General features: G+C 70.4%; 19 protein-coding genes. 5 read left to right on the top strand and 14 right to left on the bottom strand.

What is annotated here, in order from left to right; translation table 11 throughout:
* The first annotated feature begins 164 nt into the window (after positions 1–164).
* A complete protein-coding gene (gene pdxH / locus ABZ848_RS22575) occupies positions 165–833 on the top strand; it encodes a pyridoxamine 5'-phosphate oxidase (protein ID WP_360834452.1) in 669 nt (222 codons plus the stop codon).
* A gap of 25 nt (positions 834–858) precedes the next feature.
* Here pdxH and ABZ848_RS22570 read toward each other — a convergent pair whose 3' ends face one another.
* Genes ABZ848_RS22570 through ABZ848_RS22535 form a run of 8 tightly spaced genes read right to left on the bottom strand, consistent with a single transcriptional unit; the run spans position 859 to position 10,861 of the window.
* The gene (locus ABZ848_RS22570; RefSeq protein ID WP_360834450.1) at positions 859–1,482 is read right to left on the bottom strand and encodes a TetR/AcrR family transcriptional regulator; all 624 of its coding nucleotides are present in this window, start codon (positions 1,480–1,482) and stop codon (positions 859–861) included.
* Positions 1,470–2,204 (bottom strand): enoyl-CoA hydratase family protein, encoded by a 735-nt coding sequence (locus ABZ848_RS22565; protein ID WP_360834448.1) that lies wholly within the window; start codon positions 2,202–2,204, stop codon positions 1,470–1,472. Before ABZ848_RS22565 ends, ABZ848_RS22570 begins: the two co-directional genes overlap by 13 nt.
* Positions 2,201–3,769: a 4-coumarate--CoA ligase family protein gene (locus ABZ848_RS22560; RefSeq protein WP_360834446.1), complete on the bottom strand. Its 1,569-nt coding sequence runs from the start codon at positions 3,767–3,769 to the stop codon at positions 2,201–2,203. The genes ABZ848_RS22565 and ABZ848_RS22560 overlap by 4 nt, the downstream gene beginning before the upstream one ends.
* A gap of 29 nt (positions 3,770–3,798) precedes the next feature.
* Positions 3,799–4,932 (bottom strand): acyl-CoA dehydrogenase family protein, encoded by a 1,134-nt coding sequence (locus tag ABZ848_RS22555; RefSeq protein WP_360834444.1) that lies wholly within the window; start codon positions 4,930–4,932, stop codon positions 3,799–3,801.
* Positions 4,929–6,788: a biotin carboxylase N-terminal domain-containing protein gene (locus tag ABZ848_RS22550; RefSeq protein WP_360834442.1), complete on the bottom strand. Its 1,860-nt coding sequence runs from the start codon at positions 6,786–6,788 to the stop codon at positions 4,929–4,931. Before ABZ848_RS22550 ends, ABZ848_RS22555 begins: the two co-directional genes overlap by 4 nt.
* Positions 6,789–6,792: 4 nt before the next feature.
* Complete coding sequence (locus ABZ848_RS22545) at positions 6,793–8,391, bottom strand: carboxyl transferase domain-containing protein (protein ID WP_360834440.1); 1,599 nt, start codon at positions 8,389–8,391, stop codon at positions 6,793–6,795.
* Entirely contained in the window at positions 8,388–10,070 is a 1,683-nt protein-coding gene (locus tag ABZ848_RS22540) for an acyclic terpene utilization AtuA family protein (protein WP_360834438.1), read from the bottom strand. Before ABZ848_RS22540 ends, ABZ848_RS22545 begins: the two co-directional genes overlap by 4 nt.
* On the bottom strand, positions 10,067–10,861 hold the full coding sequence (locus tag ABZ848_RS22535) for a TIGR03084 family metal-binding protein (protein WP_360834436.1): 795 nt from the start codon (positions 10,859–10,861) through the stop codon (positions 10,067–10,069). Before ABZ848_RS22535 ends, ABZ848_RS22540 begins: the two co-directional genes overlap by 4 nt.
* Before the next feature lie 119 nt (positions 10,862–10,980).
* Between ABZ848_RS22535 and ABZ848_RS22530 the strand changes: the two genes are divergently transcribed.
* Both ABZ848_RS22530 and ABZ848_RS22525 read left to right on the top strand, forming a co-directional pair.
* Positions 10,981–11,826, top strand: a complete 846-nt coding sequence (locus ABZ848_RS22530; RefSeq protein ID WP_360834434.1) for a helix-turn-helix transcriptional regulator — start codon at positions 10,981–10,983, stop codon at positions 11,824–11,826.
* Complete coding sequence (locus ABZ848_RS22525) at positions 11,786–12,064, top strand: DUF397 domain-containing protein (protein ID WP_360834432.1); 279 nt, start codon at positions 11,786–11,788, stop codon at positions 12,062–12,064. Before ABZ848_RS22530 ends, ABZ848_RS22525 begins: the two co-directional genes overlap by 41 nt.
* On the opposite strand, the gene ABZ848_RS22520 is transcribed toward ABZ848_RS22525, so the two are convergent.
* The 3 genes from ABZ848_RS22520 to ABZ848_RS22510 all read right to left on the bottom strand — a co-directional run bounded on the left by ABZ848_RS22520 (position 12,057) and on the right by ABZ848_RS22510 (position 13,786).
* A complete protein-coding gene (locus ABZ848_RS22520) occupies positions 12,057–12,713 on the bottom strand; it encodes a class I SAM-dependent methyltransferase (RefSeq protein WP_360834727.1) in 657 nt (218 codons plus the stop codon). The two genes, ABZ848_RS22525 and ABZ848_RS22520, sit on opposite strands and share 8 nt — an antisense overlap.
* A gap of 372 nt (positions 12,714–13,085) precedes the next feature.
* On the bottom strand, positions 13,086–13,391 hold the full coding sequence (locus ABZ848_RS22515; protein WP_360834430.1) for a helix-turn-helix transcriptional regulator: 306 nt from the start codon (positions 13,389–13,391) through the stop codon (positions 13,086–13,088).
* The gene (locus tag ABZ848_RS22510; RefSeq protein WP_360834428.1) at positions 13,388–13,786 is read right to left on the bottom strand and encodes a type II toxin-antitoxin system RelE/ParE family toxin; all 399 of its coding nucleotides are present in this window, start codon (positions 13,784–13,786) and stop codon (positions 13,388–13,390) included. The genes ABZ848_RS22515 and ABZ848_RS22510 overlap by 4 nt, the downstream gene beginning before the upstream one ends.
* Before the next feature lie 101 nt (positions 13,787–13,887).
* Here ABZ848_RS22510 and ABZ848_RS22505 point away from each other — a divergent pair, with 101 nt between their 5' ends.
* Entirely contained in the window at positions 13,888–14,652 is a 765-nt protein-coding gene (locus ABZ848_RS22505) for a class I SAM-dependent methyltransferase (RefSeq protein WP_360834426.1), read from the top strand.
* A 6-nt stretch (positions 14,653–14,658) separates the two neighbouring features.
* Here ABZ848_RS22505 and ABZ848_RS22500 read toward each other — a convergent pair whose 3' ends face one another.
* Positions 14,659–15,024, bottom strand: coding sequence for a VOC family protein (locus tag ABZ848_RS22500; RefSeq protein WP_360834424.1), 366 nt, complete (start codon positions 15,022–15,024; stop codon positions 14,659–14,661).
* Positions 15,025–15,085: 61 nt separating this feature from the next.
* Here ABZ848_RS22500 and ABZ848_RS22495 point away from each other — a divergent pair, with 61 nt between their 5' ends.
* Positions 15,086–16,051 (top strand): WYL domain-containing protein, encoded by a 966-nt coding sequence (locus ABZ848_RS22495; RefSeq protein WP_360834422.1) that lies wholly within the window; start codon positions 15,086–15,088, stop codon positions 16,049–16,051.
* 29 nt (positions 16,052–16,080) lie between these two features.
* On the opposite strand, the gene ABZ848_RS22490 is transcribed toward ABZ848_RS22495, so the two are convergent.
* Positions 16,081–17,028 carry an EamA family transporter gene (locus ABZ848_RS22490; RefSeq protein ID WP_360834420.1) on the bottom strand — a complete coding sequence of 316 codons (948 nt, stop codon included), beginning with the start codon at positions 17,026–17,028 and terminating at the stop codon, positions 16,081–16,083.
* Positions 17,029–17,141: 113 nt separating this feature from the next.
* Positions 17,142–19,193 carry an ABC transporter ATP-binding protein gene (locus ABZ848_RS22485; RefSeq protein WP_360834418.1) on the bottom strand — a complete coding sequence of 684 codons (2,052 nt, stop codon included), beginning with the start codon at positions 19,191–19,193 and terminating at the stop codon, positions 17,142–17,144.
* Positions 19,194–19,252: the final 59 nt, after the last annotated feature.

The following is a 19,252-nucleotide window of genomic DNA, read 5'->3' as shown; positions in this document are numbered from 1 at the left end:
TGGGCGGCCACCCTGGTGATGCCCCGTACGGCGGGTCACTCAACCGGAACGGCATCAGCACGATATCCCCGAGTGCCACTTTTGGGGAGACGCGGCGGCACTCAGTGCCATGGTTGTGGGGGATACCTCGCGTGGCATCGGCGTGTGTACGGCAAGATGACCGCGTGACCGACCGAGACGCCGTTCCCCTCGATCCCGCCGCGATGCGCAAGCAGTACCGGGCCGAAGGCCTCGCCGAGTCCGAGCTGGCCGCCACTCCGGTGGCGCAGTTCGCGCACTGGTTCGAGCAGGCCGCGGTCGAGGCCCATCTCTTCGAGCCGAACGCCATGGTCGTGTCCACGGCGGACGCCGAGGGCCGCCCCAGCGCGCGCACGGTGCTGCTGAAGCAGTTCGACGAGCAGGGCTTCGTCTTCTACACCAACTACGACTCCCGTAAGGCGCGCGAGCTCGCGGAGAACCCGTACGTCTCGCTGCTCTTCCCGTGGCATCCGATGGCCCGCCAGGTCATCGTCACCGGCGTCGCCCGCCGTACCGGCCGCGACGAGACGGCCGGCTACTTCCGCACCCGGCCGCACGGCTCGCAGCTCGGCGCCTGGGCCAGCGCCCAGTCCAGCGTGATCCCCTCGCGCGCCGAACTCGACGCCTCGTACGCCGAGTTGGAGTCCCGCTACCCGGAGGGCGAGCAGGTCCCGGTGCCGCCGAACTGGGGCGGCTTCCGGGTGGCCCCGCAGACGGTGGAGTTCTGGCAGGGCCGCGAGAACCGCCTCCACGACCGCCTGCGGTACGTGGCGGAACCGGACGGCGGCTGGCGGGTGGAGCGGCTCAGTCCCTGAGTACCGGTCTCAGCCAGCCCCTGAGTTACTTGAGTACGGCGTCCAGGATCCCCGCCCACTCGGCCACCACCCGCTCCCGGCGGCCCGTGTCGTCGGTCAGCAGGTTCGCCAGGCCCAGCCCCCGCGCCATGTCCAGCAGGCCCTGCACGGTCTCCCGTACGCCCGGCCGGGACTCGTCCGCGGCCAGCAGCTCCACCGCGATCCGGTGGGTCTCGCGGCCCACCCGGGCCTCCAGCTCGGTGACCTGCGGACGCAGCTGTTCCTCGTTCGAGGCGGCCACCCACAGGTGCAGGGCGGCACGGAACAGGGGGCCGGTGTAGAGGTCGACGAGGGCGGAGATCACCGCCCGGCGGTCGGCCGCCGCCGCGCCCTGCGGGAACAGCTCGCGGATGGCCGTGGAGCGTTCCTCGGCCACGTACTCGACGGCGGCGGTGAAGAGGGACTCGCGGGTCGGGAAGTGGTGCTGGGCGGCGCCGCGGGAGACGCCGGCGCGTTCGGCGACGACGGAGACCGTGGAGCCCGCCCAGCCGCGTTCGGCGAGGCAGGCCACGGCGGCTTCCAGGAGCCGCTGCCGGGTGGCCCGGCTGCGGTCCTGCTTGGGGAGGCGTTCGACGCGTTCGTCGTCGGCGTCCGTGGTCACAGCACCCATGGTGGTTCCCGTCGTTCCAGGAAGGCCGTCATCCCCTCGCGGGCCTGCGGGGAGGCGAACAGCCGCGCCGAGAGCGCGGTGAGGTGGTCCGCGTCCCGATCGAATGACTCCAGCACCCTAGCCGTGAGCAGCGCTTTCGTCTCCGCCAGCCCCTCGGGGGCGGACCGCCGCAGCCCGTCCAGGATCGGTTCGAGTACGACGTCCACGTCGTCCCCGGCCGCGGTGAGCAGCCCGACGCGGGCGGCCTCGGGGGCGTCGAAGCGCTCGCCGGTGAGGTAGTAGCGGGCGAGGGCGCGGGGGTCGGTGCGCGGCAGGAGCGGGAGGGAGATGACCGCGGGGGCGACCCCGATCCGTACCTCCGTGAAGGCGAAGGTGGCCGCGGTCGACGCGGCGGCGATGTCGCAGGCGGCGAGCAGGCCGAGGCCGCCCGCGCGGACGTGTCCGGTGACCCGGGCGACGACGGGTCTGGGCAACTCCACGATCTGGCGAAGGAGTTGGACGAGCCCGTCCGGGGGCGGCGGGTCGCGCAGGTCGGCGCCCGCGCAGAACGTGTTGCCGGTGTGGGTCAGGACGATCGCGCGTACGTCCCCGTCCTTGGCGCAGTCCGCGAGCGCGTCGGACAGCTCGCCCACGAGGGCGGCCGAGAGCGCGTTGCGGTTGCCCGGGGAGTCGAGGCTGAGCGATTCCACTCCACGCGCGCGTGTACGTCCGATCAACGTCACGTCCGCTCCCTGAGTTCCCGGCGCAGGATCTTGCCGGAGGCGGCCCGGGGGACGCCGTCGATGAAGGTGACCCGGCGGACGCGCTTGTAGGGGGCGACGCGCTCGGCGACGTACATCATGACCTCCCCCTCGGAGAGGTCGGTCGCGGTCGGCTGGCGGACCACGTACGCGTGCGGGACCTCGTTGTTGTCCTCGTTGTAGACGCCGATGACGGCCGCGTCGGCGATGCCCGGGTGGGTGAGGAGCAGCGCCTCCAGCTCCGCCGGAGCGACCTGGAAGCCCTTGTACTTGATGAGTTCCTTGACCCGGTCGACGACGAACAGCCAGCCGTCGGCGTCGACATGGCCGACGTCTCCGGTGTGCAGCCAGCCGTCGGGGTCGATCATCTGGGCGGTGGCGTCGGGGCGGCCGAGGTAGCCCTTCATGACCTGGGGGCCGCGGATGAGGATCTCGCCGGACTCGCCGACGCCGAGGTCCTTGTCGGGGTCGTCGAGGGAGACGATCCGCATCTCGGTGCCGGCGATGAGCTTGCCGACGGTGCCGGGCGGGGCCTCGTTCATGGCGTCGAGGGGGACGACGTGGGTGCCGGGCGAGAGTTCGGTCATGCCGTAGGCCTGGCCGACGGGCGGCAGGCCGAGCCGCTCGGAACAGGCCGCGGCGAGCTTCGCGTCCAGCGGGGCGGCGGCGCTGACGATGTGCTTCAGGGACGACAGGTCGTACTGGGCGACCAGCGGGTGCTTGGCGAGGGCCAGGACGATCGGCGGGGCCACGAACAGGCCGGTGATGCGGTGGTTCTGGATGGCCGCGAGGAAGGTCTCCAGGTCGAACCGCGGCAGCACGACGACCGTGGCGCCCTGCCTGAGCGGCGCGTTCATCAGCGCGGTGAGGCCGTAGATGTGGAAGAAGGGCAGCACGGCGAGGATCCGGTCGCCGGGGGCGGCCGGCATGATCGGCGCGAGCTGGGCGAGGTTGGTGGCGATCTGCCGGTGCGTGAGCATCACGCCCTTGGGGATGCCGGTCGTCCCGGACGAGTACGGCAGCGCGGCCACGTCCGTCACCGGGTCGATGTCGACGGCCGGTTCGGGCGCGGCGGAGGCCAGCATGTCGATCAGCGACCGGTGCCCGGGCGCGCTGTCGCAGACGAAGATCTCCTCGACGCCGCCCGCGAGTTCGGCGGCCCGGCGCGCGGTCTCAAGGAGCGGCGACACGGTGACGATCCAGCGCGCCGCCGAGTCCCGCAGCTGCTTGCCGAACTCCTCGGCGGTAGCGAGTGGATGCACGGTCGTCACGGACGCCCCCGCGCGCGTGGCCGCGTAGAACGCCGTCGGGAAGGCGATCGTGTTCGGACTGTGCAGGGCGAGCACATCCCCCTTGCGCACCCCCGCCTCGGCGAGCGCGGCGGCTACCCGCCGGTGGAAACGGTCGAGTTGTTCGTACGAGAGTGTGGTGCCGTCAGTCCCGTCGATCAGGGCGGGCCCGTCCCCGAACTCCGCGGCCCGGCCGAGCACGGCCTCGTGGATGGGGAGTTCTACGGGCGGGACGTCTGCGTACTCGCTGCGGAACACGGTTCCTCCAAGGCGCCGAAGAGGGTCGCTCAGTACGACTTGGGCAGGCCCAGGGTCTGGTGGGAGACGTAGTTGAGAATCATCTCCCGGCTCACCGGAGCAATACGAGCCACGCGCGCGGCTGTTATCAACTTGGCGAGCCCGAACTCGCGGGTGAGGCCGTTGCCGCCGAGGGTGTGCACGGCCTGGTCGACGGCCTTCACGCACGCCTCGCCCGCCGCGTACTTCGCCATGTTCGCGGCCTCACCCGCGCCGACGTCGTCCCCGGCGTCGTACAGCGCCGCCGCCTTCTGCATCATCAGGCGGGCGAGTTCGAGGTCGATGTGCGCCTGGGCGAGGGGGTGCGCGACGGCCTGGTGGGCGCCGATGGGGGTGTTCCAGACGGTGCGGTCGCGGGCGTACGTGATCGCCTGCGCGAGCGCGTGGCGGCCCATGCCGATCGCGAAGGCTGCCGTCATGATGCGCTCGGGGTTGAGGCCGGCGAAGAGCTGGAGGAGTCCGGCGTCCTCGTCCCCGACGAGCGCGTCCGCGGGCAGCCGTACGTCGTCCAGGGTCAGCTCGAACTGCTTCTCCGCGGCCTGCAGTTCCATGTCGATCTGCCGCCGCGAGAAGCCTTCGGCGTCGCGCGGGACGATGAACAGGCAGGGCTTGAGCCTGCCGGTGCGGGCGTCTTCCGTGCGGCCGACGATGAGGGTGGCGTCGGCTATGTCCACGCCCGAGATGAAGACCTTGCGGCCGGTGAGCAGCCAGTCGGTGCCGTCCTTCCGGGCCGTCGTGGTGATGCGGTGGCTGTTGGAGCCGGCGTCGGGTTCGGTGATGCCGAAGGCCATCGTGCGGGAGCCGTCGGCGAGGGCCGGGAGCCACTCCTGCTTCTGGGCGTCGGTGCCGAAGCGGGCGATCACGGTGCCGCAGATGGCCGGGGAGACGACCATCATGAGCAGGGGGCAGCCTGCGGCGCCCAACTCTTCGAGGACGATGGAGAGTTCGGAGATGCCTCCGCCGCCTCCTCCGTACTGCTCGGGGAGGTTGACGCCGAGGTAGCCGAGCTTGGCCGCCTCGGACCAGAGGGCCTCGCGGTCGAAGTCGCGGCCGTGGCGTTTACCGAGGGCGGCGACGGCGGATCGCAGGGCCTTGTGCTCTTCCGTTTCCAGCGTGGTGCTCACTTGTCCTCCTGGGAAACCTCGACAACCGCCAGCAATGCGTTGACCTCGATCTGCTGGCCCACTGCGGCGTTCAGGGCCGTCAGCGTGCCTGTGAGCGGCGCTGTGATCCTGTGCTGCATCTTCATCGCCTCCAGCCACAGGAGGGGCTCCCCGGCCTTCACAGCGGCTCCTACGGCCAAGCCCTCGGCCACCTTCACGACCGTTCCGGGCATCGGGGCCAGGAGGGAGCCCGGGGCGTGTTGCGCGGTCGGATCCGGGAAGCGGGGCAGGGCCTTCAGGGACGTCGCGTTGACGTACACCTGGTCGCCGTACCTCGCCACCTCGAACTTCCGCTGTACGCCGTCCACTTCGAGTACGACGAGATCGGCCGCGGCGTGCACGACCCGCACCCCGTCCGCCTCCAGGCCGCCCGCGCGCGTGTGGCGGTAGTGGACCTCGTGTTCCTCGCCCGCCATCGCGTAGCGCTTGGTCTGCGGCTGGGAGGGGAGGTTGCGGAAGCCGCCGAAGCGGGAGGCGCCCGGGGCCTCGGAGAGGGCTGCGGCCAGGGGCGCCAGCGGATCCGGCGTCGGAGTGGTCAGCGCCGTGAGGTGGCGGTCGTAGAAGCCGGTGTCCATGCGGCCGGCCGTGAACTCCTCGTGTCGCAGGGAGCGGACGAGGAGGTCGCGGTTGGTGGTCGGGCCGTGGATCGTGGCCCGGTCGAGGGCTCCGGCGAGTTTGCGGAGCGCCTCCGCGCGCGTGGGGGCGTGTGCGACGGCCTTCGCGAGCATCGGGTCGTAGTGGACGCCGATCTCGTCGCCGTCGCCGTAGCCCGTGTCCAGGCGGACGCCGTCGGGGACGGTCAGGCGGTGCAGGGTGCCGGTCTGCGGGGCCCACTCGCTCGCCGGGTCCTCGGCGTACAGACGGGCCTCGACGGCGTGGCCACGCGCGCGTGGTGGGCGTTCCTCCAGTGCGTGGCCCTCGGCGACGCGGATCTGCTCCGCCACGAGGTCGATGCCGAAGACCGCCTCCGTCACCGGGTGCTCGACCTGGAGGCGGGTGTTCATCTCCAGGAAGTGCGCCCTGCCGTCCGGCGCGACGAGGAACTCGACGGTGCCCGCGCCGACGTACGAGACGGCGCGCGCGGCGCGCACAGCCAGCGCGCACAACTCCTCCGCGAGCCCCTCCGGGAGCCCGGGCGCCGGCGCCTCCTCGATCACCTTCTGGTGGCGGCGCTGGAGGGAGCAGTCGCGTGTGCCCAGCGCCCACACCGTGCCGTGCGCGTCCGCGAGCACCTGCACCTCGACGTGCCGGCCGCCCTCCACGTACGGCTCGACGAACACCTCCCCGTCCCCGAAGGCGCTCGCGGCCTCGGCGCGCGCACCCTCCAGCGCGGCGCCCAGCTCCTCAAGACGGCGCACGATCCGCATCCCGCGCCCCCCGCCGCCCGCGGCCGCCTTCACCAGCACCGGCAGGTCGGACTCACTCACATCACCGAGGGGCTCGATCCCCATAAGCTCCTTGGCGCGCGTCTTGGACGCCATCGCCTCGATCGCCTCCGGCGGCGGCCCGATCCACACCAGCCCGGCGTCGACGACGGCACGCGCGAAGTCGGCGTTCTCGGAGAGGAAGCCGTAGCCGGGGTGCACGGCGTCCGCGCCGGCGCTCACCGCCGCCTTCACCACCAGGTCGGCGCGCAGGTACGTCTCCGCGGGCGCCGCGCCCGGCAGCCGTACGGCGGTGTCGGCCACGCGCGCGTGGAGCGCGTTCTCGTCGGCGTCCGAGTGCACCGCGACCGTCCGGATTCCCAACTCACCGCAGGTGCGGAAGATCCGGGAGGCGATCTCGCCCCGGTTGGCCACCAGAACAGAAGTAATCATTCCCTCACATCCGGAAGACGCCGAAGCCACCGCGCGCGCCCTCGTAGGGCGCCGTGTGGATGGCGGACAGGCACAGGCCGAGAACGGTGCGGGTGTCGCGCGGGTCGATGACGCCGTCGTCGTACAGCCGCCCGGACAGGAACATCGGCAGCGACTCGGACTCGATCTGCTGCTCCACCATGGCGCGCAGCGCCGCGTCCGCGTCGTCGTCGTACGGCTGCCCCTTCGCGGCCGCCGACTGCCGGGCGACGATCGACAGCACGCCGGCGAGCTGCTGCGGGCCCATGACGGCCGACTTGGCGCTGGGCCAGGCGAACAGGAAGCGCGGGTCGTACGCGCGCCCGCACATGCCGTAGTGCCCGGCGCCGTACGAGGCACCCATGAGGACGGACAGGTGCGGGACCCTGCTGTTGCTGACCGCGTTGATCATCATCGCGCCGTGCTTGATGATGCCGCCCTGCTCGTACTCCTTGCCGACCATGTAGCCGGTGGTGTTGTGCAGGAAGAGGAGCGGGATGTCGCGCTGGTTGGCGAGCTGGATGAACTGGGCGGCCTTCTGGGACTCCTCGCTGAACAGCACGCCTTGGGCGTTCGCCAGGATCCCGACGGGATAGCCGTGCAGGGCGGCCCAGCCGGTGGCGAGGCTGCTGCCGTACAGGGGCTTGAACTCGTCGAAGTCCGAGCCGTCGACGATCCGGGCGATCACCTCGCGCGGGTCGAAGGGGGTCTTGAGATCCCCCGGGACGATGCCCAGCAGCTCATCGGCGTCGTACTTGGGCGGCTCGGCGAGCCCCGGATCGGCGTACGCCTTGCGGTGGTTGAGCCGGGCGACGACCCTGCGCGCCTGCCGCAGCGCGTCCTGCTCGTCCACGGCGAAGTAGTCCGCGAGCCCCGACACGCGCGCGTGCATCTCGGCGCCGCCCAGCGACTCGTCGTCGCTCTCCTCACCGGTCGCCATCTTCACGAGCGGCGGACCGCCGAGGAAGACCTTCGCGCGCTCCTTGACCATGATCACGTGGTCGGACATCCCGGGGATGTACGCGCCGCCGGCGGTGGAGTTCCCGAAGACGACGGCGACGGTCGGGATGCCGGCCGCCGAAAGCCGCGTCAGATCCCGGAAGATGGCGCCCCCGGGGATGAAGATCTCCTTCTGCGAAGGCAGATCGGCCCCGCCCGACTCCACCAGGCTGATGCAGGGCAGCCGATTGGCGAGCGCGATGTCGTTCGCCCGCAGGGCCTTCTTCAGCGACCAGGGATTGCTGGCACCCCCGCGCACGGTCGGATCATTGGCGGTGATCAGGCACTCGACACCCTCCACGACCCCGATGCCGGTGACGAGCGAGGCACCGACCGCGTAGTCGCTCCCCCAAGCGGCGAGCGGCGACAGCTCCAGGAAGGGCGTGTCCGGGTCGAGGAGCAGCTCGATGCGCTCCCGCGCGAGCAACTTCCCGCGCTTCCGGTGCCGTTGGACGTACTTCTCACCACCGCCCGCGAGCGCCTTCGCATGCTCGGCGTCCAGGTCGGCGAGCTTGCCGAGCATGGCCTCACGGTTGGCCCGGTAGTCCGAACCTGCGGTGTCCAGGCCGGAGTTGATGACGGTCACAGCAGGACCTCCGGGATGTCCAGGTGGCGGGAGCGCAGCCATTCGCCGAGCGCCTTGGCCTGCGGATCGAAACGGTGCTGGGCGGCGACGCCTTCGCCGAGGATGCCCTCGACGACGAAGTTGAGGGCGCGGAGGTTCGGCAGGACGTGCCGGGTGACCTTCAAGTCACGCGTCTCCGGCAGGAGTTCGCGGAAGCGGTCGACGGTGAGGGTGTGCGCGAGCCACGACCAGGCCCCGTCCGTGCGCGCCCACACGCCTACGTTGGCGTTCCCGCCCTTGTCACCGCTGCGGGCACCGATGAGGAGCCCTAGGGGGGCGCGGCGGACGGGCCCCTCCGACAGAGGCGCCGGAGCCGGTGGTTCCGTCAGGTCTTCGAGTACGAGGGTGTCCTGGGCCGGCGCCACGGGGATCCGGTGGCCGTCGTGGAGGACGGCCACATGGTCGACGGCGCCATGGGGGACGTACACATCCTCGAAGACCCCATAGGGCGAGCCCTTTCCGGGCGGGGCGAGGACGTGGAAGCCCGGGTAGCTGGCGAGGGCGAGTTCGACCGCCGCGCCGCTGAGCACCCGTCCCACGGCCTCCTGTCGGGGGTCCCGTACGACCAGCCGGAGCAGGGCGCTCGCGGTCTCCTCGGTGTCGGCGTCGGGCCGGTCGGTGCGGACCAACTCCCAGCGGGTGTCGGCGACTTTGCCGAGGGCCTCCGCCAACTGCCCCTTCACCAGTTCGGCCTTGGCCTCGATGTCGAGCCCGGTGAGGACGAAGACGACCTCGTTGCGGAAGCCGCCGAGGCGGTTGAGGCCGACTTTGAGGGTCGGCGGCGGGGCTTCCCCCCGCACCCCGTCGATGCGCACCCGGTCCGGCCCGTCCTGGGTGAGCCGTACGGTGTCCAGCCGGGCGGTGACGTCGGGTCCGGCGTACCGGGCGCCCCCGGTCTCGTACAACAGCTGCGCGGTCACCGTGCCGACGTCGACGAAACCACCGCTGCCGGGGTGTTTGGTGATGACGCAGCTGCCGTCCTCGTGCAGCTCGGCGAGGGGGAAGCCGGGCCTGAGCAGGTCGCCGGCGCGCTCGTCGAAGAACGCGTAGTTGCCGCCGGTGGCCTGTGTCCCGCACTCCAGCACGTGCCCGGCGACGACGGCGCCGGCGAGCCGGTCGTACTCCGTGGGTTTCCAGCCGAAGTGGGCGGCGGCGGGCCCGGTGACCAGCGCCGCGTCGGTCACCCGGCCGGTGACGACGACGTCCGCGCCGCCCTTGAGACACTCGGCGATCCCGAACCCGCCGAGGTAGGCGTGGGCGGCGAGACTGTCGGGGTGGCGGTCCTTGAGGTCATCGCCTTCGACGTGGGCGACCCGGACCGGAAGCCCGAGCCGGTCGGCCAACTGCCGTACGGCGTCGGCGAGTCCGGCGGGGTTGAGCCCGCCGGCGTTGGTCACGATCTTCACGGACCGCTCGTGGGCGAGGCCGAGGCACTCCTCCAACTGCCGCAGGAAGGTGCGGGCGTACCCGGCGCCGGGGTCCTTCAGCCGGTCCCGGCCGAGGATGAGCATGGTCAGCTCGGCGAGGTAGTCGCCGGTGAGGACGTCGAGTTCACCGCCGGTGAGCATCTCGCGCATGGCGTCGAAACGGTCGCCGTAGAAGCCGGACGCGTTGCCGATACGGAGGGTGCGGAGGGTCATGCGGCACCCCCCTTGGGTGCGCGCCCGGTGCCGGGGGGTCCGGCGAAGGCCTGGGCGATGTCCAGCCAGCGGTCGGCGTCGGGGCCGACGGTTTCGAGGGCGAGGTCGGAGCGGTGGGCACGCTGGGTGACCAGGAGGCAGAAGTCGAGGGCGGGGCCGGTCACGCGGTCGTCGGCGCCCTCGGGCCCGTACACCCACAACTCGCCGGAGGGAGCGGTGAGTTCGATGCGGAACTCCTCGTAGGGCGGCTCCAGTCCGTGCACTCCGAAGGCGAAGTCGCGGGTGCGGACGCCGAGGCGGACGATGTGGCGGAGGCGGTCGGTGGGGGTTCGGGTGACGCCGAGCGCGTCCGCGATGTCGCCGCCGTGGGCCCAGGTCTCCATGAGGCGGGCGGTGGCCATGGAGGCGGTCGCCATGGGCGGCCCGTACCAGGGGAAACGGGCGCCGGCGGGGGCGGCGCGGAGGGCGTCGGCGAGCGCGGTGCGCCCGGCCCGCCAGTCCGCGAGCAGCTGCGCCGGGGGCTTGGTCGCCCCTTCCTCGGCTCCGTTGTCGACGAAGTCGCCGGGCTGGGCGAGCGCCTTCTCTACCTCGCGGGAGAAGGAGTTCTGATCGGTCACCGCGAGCACGGAGTGGTGGTCCGTCCAGGCGAGGTGCGCGATCTGGTGGGCGACGGTCCAGCCGGCGGCGGGGGTGGGGAGCGCCCACTGCTCCGGGCTCAACTCGGCGACGAGGGCGTCGAGTTCCTCGCCCTCCTCGCGGAGATCGTCGATCACGGGCGTCGGGTCTGCCATGGGGCGAGCATGGCAGCGGTGCCGGAAACAAGCAAGCGTGCTTGCATTGTTTTGGTTTTCCACAACCTCGGATCTGTACGTACTTGATCGGCTACCGTCGGTGATGGGAGGTGGTCTGGATGCACATTCGCGAGCTTGATCCGAGTGCGTCGCCGTTGGATTACTACGGTTTTGAGCTGCGGCGGGCGCGGGAGGCGGCAGGGCTTACGCAGAACGCGCTGGGGTCGATCGTGTTCTGTACGGGGTCGCTGATCGGGCAGATCGAGACGACGTACAAGGTGCCGACGCGGGAGTTCTCCGAGCGGGTGGATGCGGCGCTGGGCACGGACGGGGCGTTTTCGCGGCTGGTCGGGTTGGTGTTGCGGAGCCAGTTGCCGAGCTGGTTCCAGCCGTATGCGGAGATGGAGGCGAAGGCGACCTACATCGCGACGTACCAGGCGCAGTTGGTGCACGGCTTGCTCCAGACTCCGGCCTACGCACGCGCGGTGCTCAGCACACGGCACGAGGGTGACCTCGACGCCAAGGTGGCTGCCCGACTGGAACGCCAGCGCATCCTGGAGCGGGAGGATCCGCCGGTCATGTGGGTCGTGCTCAGCGAAGCGGCACTGCACCAGCAGGTGGGCGGCAAGGAGGTCATGCGGGAGCAGTTGGCACACCTGCTGGCCATGCAGAAGCGGCGGTGGCTGGAGATCCAGGTGCTGCCGTTCGAAGCGGGCGCGCACACAGGTCTCATGGGCTCGTTCACCCTCCTGCGCTTCGCCGATGACCCGGACATCGTGTACACCGAGGACTTCGTCCAGGGCCATATGACCGCCAACCCGGAAGCCGTTAAGGAGGGTTCGGTCCGATACGATCATCTTCAGGCCGCCGCGCTCTCGGTGGACGACTCGGCGGCTCTGATCACCCGCGTGATGGAGGAGCGATATGGGCACCAACCAGAGGCTGACGGGCGCGAGGTGGCGTAAGTCGTCGTACAGCGGCGACACCGGTGGCGAATGCGTCGAGTGCGCCCCCCTCGGCCCCACCGCCTGGCTCAAGTCGTCGTACAGCGGAAGCAGCGGCGGCGAATGTGTCGAAGTCGCCGACCTCACCCCCCACATAGCCGTCCGCGACTCCAAGAACCCCGCGGCCGGCGTGCTCACGCTCTCCCCCGGCGCCTTCTCGGCCTTGATCCGTGCCGCGGTCGGGAGTGATCTCACCTGAGCGGGACCGCACGCGGTTCTGCGATGCCGATGAGGTGCCCGGCCTTGGTCCGTATACGGGCTGACCAACCCAGCGCGGTGAGCTCGTCCGTGAGGGTCTGAGCGTCGTGGAATACCTTCACGATGCGGTACTGGCTGCCGTCGTCGAGCCTGCGCAGCGCCGCCGGAGCCGGTTGGTTCGCGAGGACCTCCTCGTATGCGGCTGCGGCAGGGCCGTCGTCGACGAAGATCGCCTTGCCGCCCGGGGCGAGTGCGGCGGCGACGGTGTTCCAGAAATCGGGCAACCGCGTCGGCGGGACATGGGAGAGCCAGAAGGCGAAGAACACGGTGTCGTAGCGTCGTGGCGGCTTCCACCCGAACAGATCGGCCTCAAGGAACCGGACGGAAAGGGATGCAGTGCGCACCCGGGCAACGGCCAGAACTTCGGCTGCCGCGTCGACAGCCGTCACTGAACGTGCCCGGTCAGCGAGCCTCAGGGTCCACTGGCCCGTCCCGCAGGCCAACTCCAGTACGTCCCCGGCGATCGGGAGCTCATCGACGACAACGAGCAATTCCTGCAGGGCTTCGTACCCTGCGTAGGGTCGGTCGTACTCGTTCGCGCCGGCCCTGTAGTAGGCCCTCTGCTCTGCCAGGAGAGCGTCGTCATCCATGCAGGTTCCCCTCGTCCGGGTGCGGTCGAAGCCGATCATGTCCAGCTCGCCGGCTTGGTCACCTCGGACACTGTCGGCCTTCACCTTTGGGCAAGGTCAAGGCTCATGAGGACCTGAGAACGCCCGCGCCGCATCTCGGTAGATGGCCGCCGCCCTTGCCAAGTGGTCTCGTGCCGGCGAGCGAGCCGTACTCCACCGCTTCTGCGAGTGCTTGGTCCTTGGCCTGGTCGTAAGCGGCCAGAAGCTGAGGGGCCACAACGGCGCACGCGGCGCGCAGCGCCCCGGGAGTGCGCTCCGGGCACGGAAGCAGCCGCCCCTCCACCCACGGGGAGCACTCGTGGATCGCCTCATCCACCCGGAGGTTCACCGCCCCTACAGCTTCACCGAGAGGTTGCCCACCGTGGCGGTTATGGTCAACTCGCCACCGATCGCGTGCAGATACGCCGCCATGGTCGACGTGTCCAGGCGGGCCAGGCCTCGCTCGATCTGGCTGACCCGCCCCTGGGTGACCCCCATGGCCTTGGCGACCTGGACCTGTGTGAAGCCCTGGGCCTTACGGAGAGCGGCCAGTTCGTGTCCCCGCTCGGCGTCGACCATCTCCGCCTTGATGGCATCGATGCGCTCGCGCTTCTCGGGGGTGATGTCGGCCGTCAGGTCGGCCATGCTGCCGAGATTCATCTGCCCTGCCCCTCCTTCTTCTCCTGCTCCAGCGCTTCAAGGTAAGCCGTGTACTTGTCGTCCGCTTCCTTGATCGCCTTGGGATACCAGGCCGACCACTGCCGTCCTGCCGCCTTGTTGCCCGCCACCAGGAAGATGGCCCGTCGTTCGGGGTCGAAGACGAACAGCATCCGGATGCTCACCGTCCCACCGCTGCGCGGACGCAGCTCCCGCATGTTCCGGTAGCGGCTCTTGTCGATCGCGCCAACCGTCGGGCGCCGAAGCGCCGGACCTACTTCTTGGAGCCGTTCCAGAGCGGCTATGACATGAAGGTGGCTGTCCGGGTCCTCCTTGGCAAGCGTCTTGATCCAGTCCAGCACATCTTCAAAGAACCGCAGCTCATATGGTTCGGCCACCCCAAAACATTAGCACTAACTAATATCTGAGGCAAGGTGCGAAGGTGCCGTGCCCGGAAAATCCCGCGCGCCCCCCACCACCCCCGAAGTACCGTCACCCGGTGCTTGATGACGACGGTTACTTCGGAGAGTCGGTTGCCGCGGGGTATGACGAGTCCGCGGCGGGCATGTTCGCGTCGGATGTGGTCGGGCCGGTCGTGGATCTGTTGGCGGAGTTGGCCGGGGGCGGGCGTGCCCTCGAACTAGGGATCGGCACCGGGCGTATCGCGTTGCCGTTGGCCGAACGGGGCGTAGAGGTGCACGGCATCGAGATGTCCCGGGCCATGGTGGAACGGATGCGGGCCAAGCCGGGTGGGGACGCGATCGGCGTGACCATCGGGGACTTCAGCACGGCCAAGGTCGAGGTCGAAGGCGAGGCCGACGGAGGATTCTCCCTCGCCTACCTCGTCTTCAACACGATCATGAATCTGACCTCCCAGGACGCCCAGGTCGACTGCTTCCGCAATGTCGCCGAGCACCTGGAACCCGGCGGGCACTTCGTCGTCGAGGTCGGCATCCCCGATCTGCGACGGCTGCCGCCCGGGCAGAACGCCGTACCGTTCCGGGTCGGTGACGGTCGGGTCGGGTTCGACCTGTACGACGACCTGGCGACTCAGTCGATGAGCTCGCACCACGTGAGGGTCGACGAGGACGGGCGCGGGTCGTATCTCGCCGTCCCGTTCCGGTACGTATGGCCCTCGGAGCTCGACCTCATGGCCCGGCTGGCCGGGATGCGGCTGCGTGAGCGGTGGGACGGGTGGTCCCGGGAACCCTTCACCGGCGAGAGCAAGCAGCACGTGTCGGTGTGGGAGAAAGTCGCCGGCTAGGGCCTTTCAGCCCCGCGGTGCGACGCGGATACGGTTCCCGTCCGGATCGGCGGCGAGGAAGGTCAGCCCGAACCCCGCGTCATGTGGCTCGCGCAGGATCGTGACGCCCTTGGACTGCCACTGCATGAAGAGTGCGTTGACCTCGTCGGGCCCACCGTCGGTGGCCAGACACACCTCACTGGTTCGTGGGACGTCCGCCGACAGATCCTCGAACCGGCCGGACCACACAGCGAGGTCAGCGCCTGGCCCGAGGTCGAAGGTGATGTATCCCGGAGTCTCGAACGAGGGGCTCATGCCGAGGAGGTCGCCGTAGAAACGCGCTGCGGCGGGAGCGTCGTTCACATAGACGATGGAGATGACGGATGTGTTCATGGGTCCAGCCTGACCGGGATATGCGCCGCATCCTGTCGCAATTCCTGGAAAAAATTGGTGTGTGACCCCTGACCGCTTCTTCTCCCTGATGCTGCTCCTGGCATCGAGGAATGCCGTGACCACACAGGAACTCGCCTCGGCGCTCGGGGTGTCCCTTCGGACCATCACCCGGGACCTGAACTGGCTCCGCGACGCCGGTCTGCCGGTGACCGCGCAACGGGGCCGCCTCGGAGGCGTGACCATGCTGCCCGGGTCCGGGCTCGACCTCACGCGACTCACACCGGGCGAGCGCGATCATCTGTCGCTCACCGGGCTGGACGAGAAGCAACGCGCGGAACTCGACGCATCGGCCGAAAGCCGGCGCGCGCTCTCCAAGATCGCCGCTGCACAGCCGCATCGGGTCGATGAGCTCCTGCCGCTCACCGACGTGGTGCACGTGGACAGCCGTCCCTGGCTCCAGGCACGAGCTTCCGGCACGACTCCCGCTGCGCTGATCGGCCCGGTGCGGCGCGGTCGCCGGCTACGGATCGAGTACGACAGCCCACGCGAATCATGCCCCCGCGACCTGGTCGTGGATCCCTTCGGGCTGTTGGCCAAGGCGGGCATCTGGTACCTCGTCGCCGACCACGCCCGAGTGCCACGGATGTACCGGCTCGAACGGATCACGGCATGGGAAGAAGTCGACCGGCCACGACGGATCCGCGAGAACCAGACCCTGGCCACCGTCGCCGCGGCGCTCGTCGACCAGTGGGAGCACAACCATGCGATAGAGGTCAGCGCCACCATCGACGAAACCCAGATCGAGCGAGCGCGACGGATCCTCGGCCAACGACTCGTCCCGGACGACCCTGAGGAATCCGCCACCGGCCACAGGGTGAGGATCCGCTTCCTGCACCTGGAGGACGTGCGAACGCTACTGCCGTTCGGGAGCACCATCACTGTGCACGGCCCCGCCGAAGCGAGGGCTCACCTCCGTGACCTCGTCACCGACCTCGCCCGCCACTACGCGCCGTCGCCAACGTCCTGACGCGCCGCAACCAGAGGGCGGCCGGGCCGTCACGCCTCCGGCGCCACCGCTGCCGGAGCCGGAGCCGTACCGGCCTTGCCCCGCCCCACCTGTGTCCGCACCGCCCCCATGCTCGCCGCGATCACCAGCGCGATCGCCGCTGCCTGCACCAGGCTGAGGGCCTGGCCCAGGATGAGGAAGCCGGCCGTGGCCGCCAGGGCCGGTTCCAGGCTCATCATGATGGCGAAGGTGGAGGCGGGGAGGCGGCGGAGGGCGAGGAGTTCGAGGGTGTAGGGCAGGACCGAGGACATCACCGCGACCGCCGAGCCGAGGGCGATCGTGGTGGGGTCGAGGAGCTTCGTACCCGATTCCGCTATGCCCAGCGGAAGCATCAGCAGCGCCCCGACCGCCATCGCGAGGGCAAGGCCGTCGGCCTGCGGGAAGCGGCGGCCCGTGCGCGCGCTGAAGACGATGTACGCCGCCCACATCGCGCCCGCGCTCAACGCGAAGGCCGCCCCGACGAGGTCGAGGTCGTCGAAGCCACCGCCGCCGAGCAGGAAGACGCCCGCCAGGGCGAGCCCGGCCCACACGACGTTGACCAGGCGGCGGGAGGCGAGGACCGAGAGCGCGAGCGGGCCGAGGACTTCGAGGGTGACGGCCGCGCCGAGCGGGATGCGGGCGACCGACTGGTAGAACAGGCCGTTCATCGCGCCCAAGGTGACGCCGAAGGCGATCACCGTGCCCCAGTCGGAGCGCGAGTGGCCGCGCAGACGGGGGCGGCAGAAGAGGAGCAGGACCACGGCCGCCGCCACGAGCCGCAGGGTTACGACGCCCAGCGCGCCGGCCCGCGGCATCAGGTTCACCGCGAGCGCCGCGCCGAACTGCACGGAGACACCGCCCGCCAGCACCAGGCCCACCGGACCGAGCGAGGTCCGGGGGCCGGGCACGGCCGGGGCATGCGTCACTGCGGACGGGGTGGTGGTGCCGGGCGTGGTCACGGGCGGTCCTGGTGCTCGGGGTTCGTTCAACTTGGTGCACTGCCGAGTCCAGGGTAATGACCTCGGTCAGGCACGTAAACCCGTTTTGCAGCTGTCCTGGAGTGTGAGACGCGTCAGATCCCGGGCCAGGGCTCCTCGTCACGGAAGAGCGGACGGCCGTCGGGGAGGGTGGTGGGGATCGTCGCGACGGGGGCGGCGTACGGGTCGTGGCCGCCGTACTGCGGGTAGGCGTCGTAGGCGTCATAGGTGTACGACGGTGTTTGCCAGGACGCCTCGTACGCGTCGTACCCCTCGTATCCGTAGGCGGCCTGCGCCGGCGCCGCCGGCTGTTCCACGAACAGCGGCATCCGCAGCTCCCCCGTGTCCATCACCGCGCTGTTCTGCGAACGGTGCAGCCGGGCGTACGCCCCACCCCTCGCCAGCAGCTCGTCGTGGCGGCCCGTCTCCACGATCCGGCCGCGGTCGACGACCAGGATGCGGTCGGCGTCGGGGGCGAGGTTGAGGTCGTGGGTGATCATGATGGTCGTACGGCCGGTCATCAGGCGGCGCAGGGGCTTCACGACCCGGCGGGCGGCCATCGCGTCGAGGCCGGTGGTCGGTTCGTCGAGGACGAGGACCGGGGCGTCGCGCAGGATCGCGCGGGCGATGGCGAGGCGCTGGAGCTGACCGCCGGACAGGCGGGCGGAGTTGGGGTCGACCCGGGTGTCGTAACCCTCGGGCAGCCGGACGATGAAGTCGTGCGCGTCGGCCGCCCGCGCCGCCTCCTCGATGGCCTGGTCGCTGGCGCCGGGGCGGCCGCAGGCGATGTTGGCGCGGACGGTGTCGTGCAGGACGAGGGTCTCCTGCGGGAGGAGGGTGACGTACTCGCGCAGGCGGGCGAGGGGGAAGTCGCGCAGGGGGACGCCATCGAGGAGCACTTCGCCCGCTTCGGGGTCGTAGAAGCGGAGGAGGAGCTTGGAGACGGTCGACTTGCCGGCGCCGCTGGGGCCGGTGACGATCACCAACTCGCCGGGGGCGACCGTGAAGGAGAGGTCCTGGAGGGCCGTGGTGTCGGCGCCGGGGTAGGTGAAGGTGACGCCGCGGAGTTCGACCGTGCCGTCGGGGCGGCCGGTCTCGGTGCCGTGGCGGGGGTCGGTGACGGACGGTTCGACGTCGAGGATCTCGATGAGGCGCTCGGCGCCGGCGGTCGCCGCGGTGACCGTGAGGCCCAGCTGGGCGAGGCCGCGGACCGGCGGGTAGAGGTAGCCGAGGAAGGCGGCGAAGGCGAGGAGCTGGCCGAGGGTCATGCGGCCGGTGGAGATCTCCCAGGCGCCGATGCCGATGACCGCGAGCACGCACACCGTCTCGATGACGGCCACGAGCTGCTCGTACGCCTCGTTGAGGCGGGTCGAGCGGACGGAGGCGCGGAACCAGGCGGTCGCCTCCTCGTGCAGCCGCCGGCGTTCGGCGTCCCGGCGGTCGTACGCCTGGGTCAGCACGATGTTGCCGAGGGACTCCTCGACGACGGAGGTGATCGCGCCGTCGGCGACGCGGCCCTCGCGCGAGACGTCCTTGATGGAGCCGGAGAAGCGGCGGGCCGCGAGCCAGAAGAGGGGGGCGAGGACGAAGGTGGCGGCGGCGAGGTCCCAGCGCAGCCAGAAGGCGGCGGCCGCATAGAAGAGGGCGGAGAAGGCCGCCGAGGCGGCACCGACCAAGCCCGATACGACCATGGTCTCGATCGCGTCGACGTCGCTGGTCAGGCGGGACAACAGGTCGCCCTGGCGGTGGCGTTGGAAGAAGTGCGGGGGCAACTGCTGTACGTGGTCGAAGACATGCTCGCGCAGTCGCATGACGAAGCGTTCGGTGACCCAGGCGGCGAGGGAGTTGCCGGCGTACGCGACGATCGCGCCGACGACGGCGACGCCCAGCCACTTCACGGCCGGGCCCCAGAACGCGGCGAGGGAGCCCTTCTGCAGGGCGTTGTCGGTGAGGTCGCTGAACACGAGGATCGCCTCGGTCTCGGCGAGCGCGGCGACGACCGTGCACACCCAGACGAGGATCAGCCAGCGGCGCAGGCCTCTGGTCAGCGGCCAGAAGCGACGGAAGGCGGTGCGGGCGGGAATGGTGGGAGTGAAGTCGTCTTCCTCGTATTCGAGCTCCTCATCGTCTTCATAATCCCTACTCATTTCACATTCCCCTCCCTTTCCTGCCCTTTTCCCGGAAATCAGAAAGGGGGCCGACGGTG

This window comes from Streptomyces sp. NPDC047081 (genome assembly GCF_040643775.1).
In the GTDB taxonomy this organism is placed as follows: Bacteria; Actinomycetota; Actinomycetes; order Streptomycetales; family Streptomycetaceae; genus Streptomyces.
This window is presented reverse-complemented; position numbering and strand designations above follow the sequence as displayed.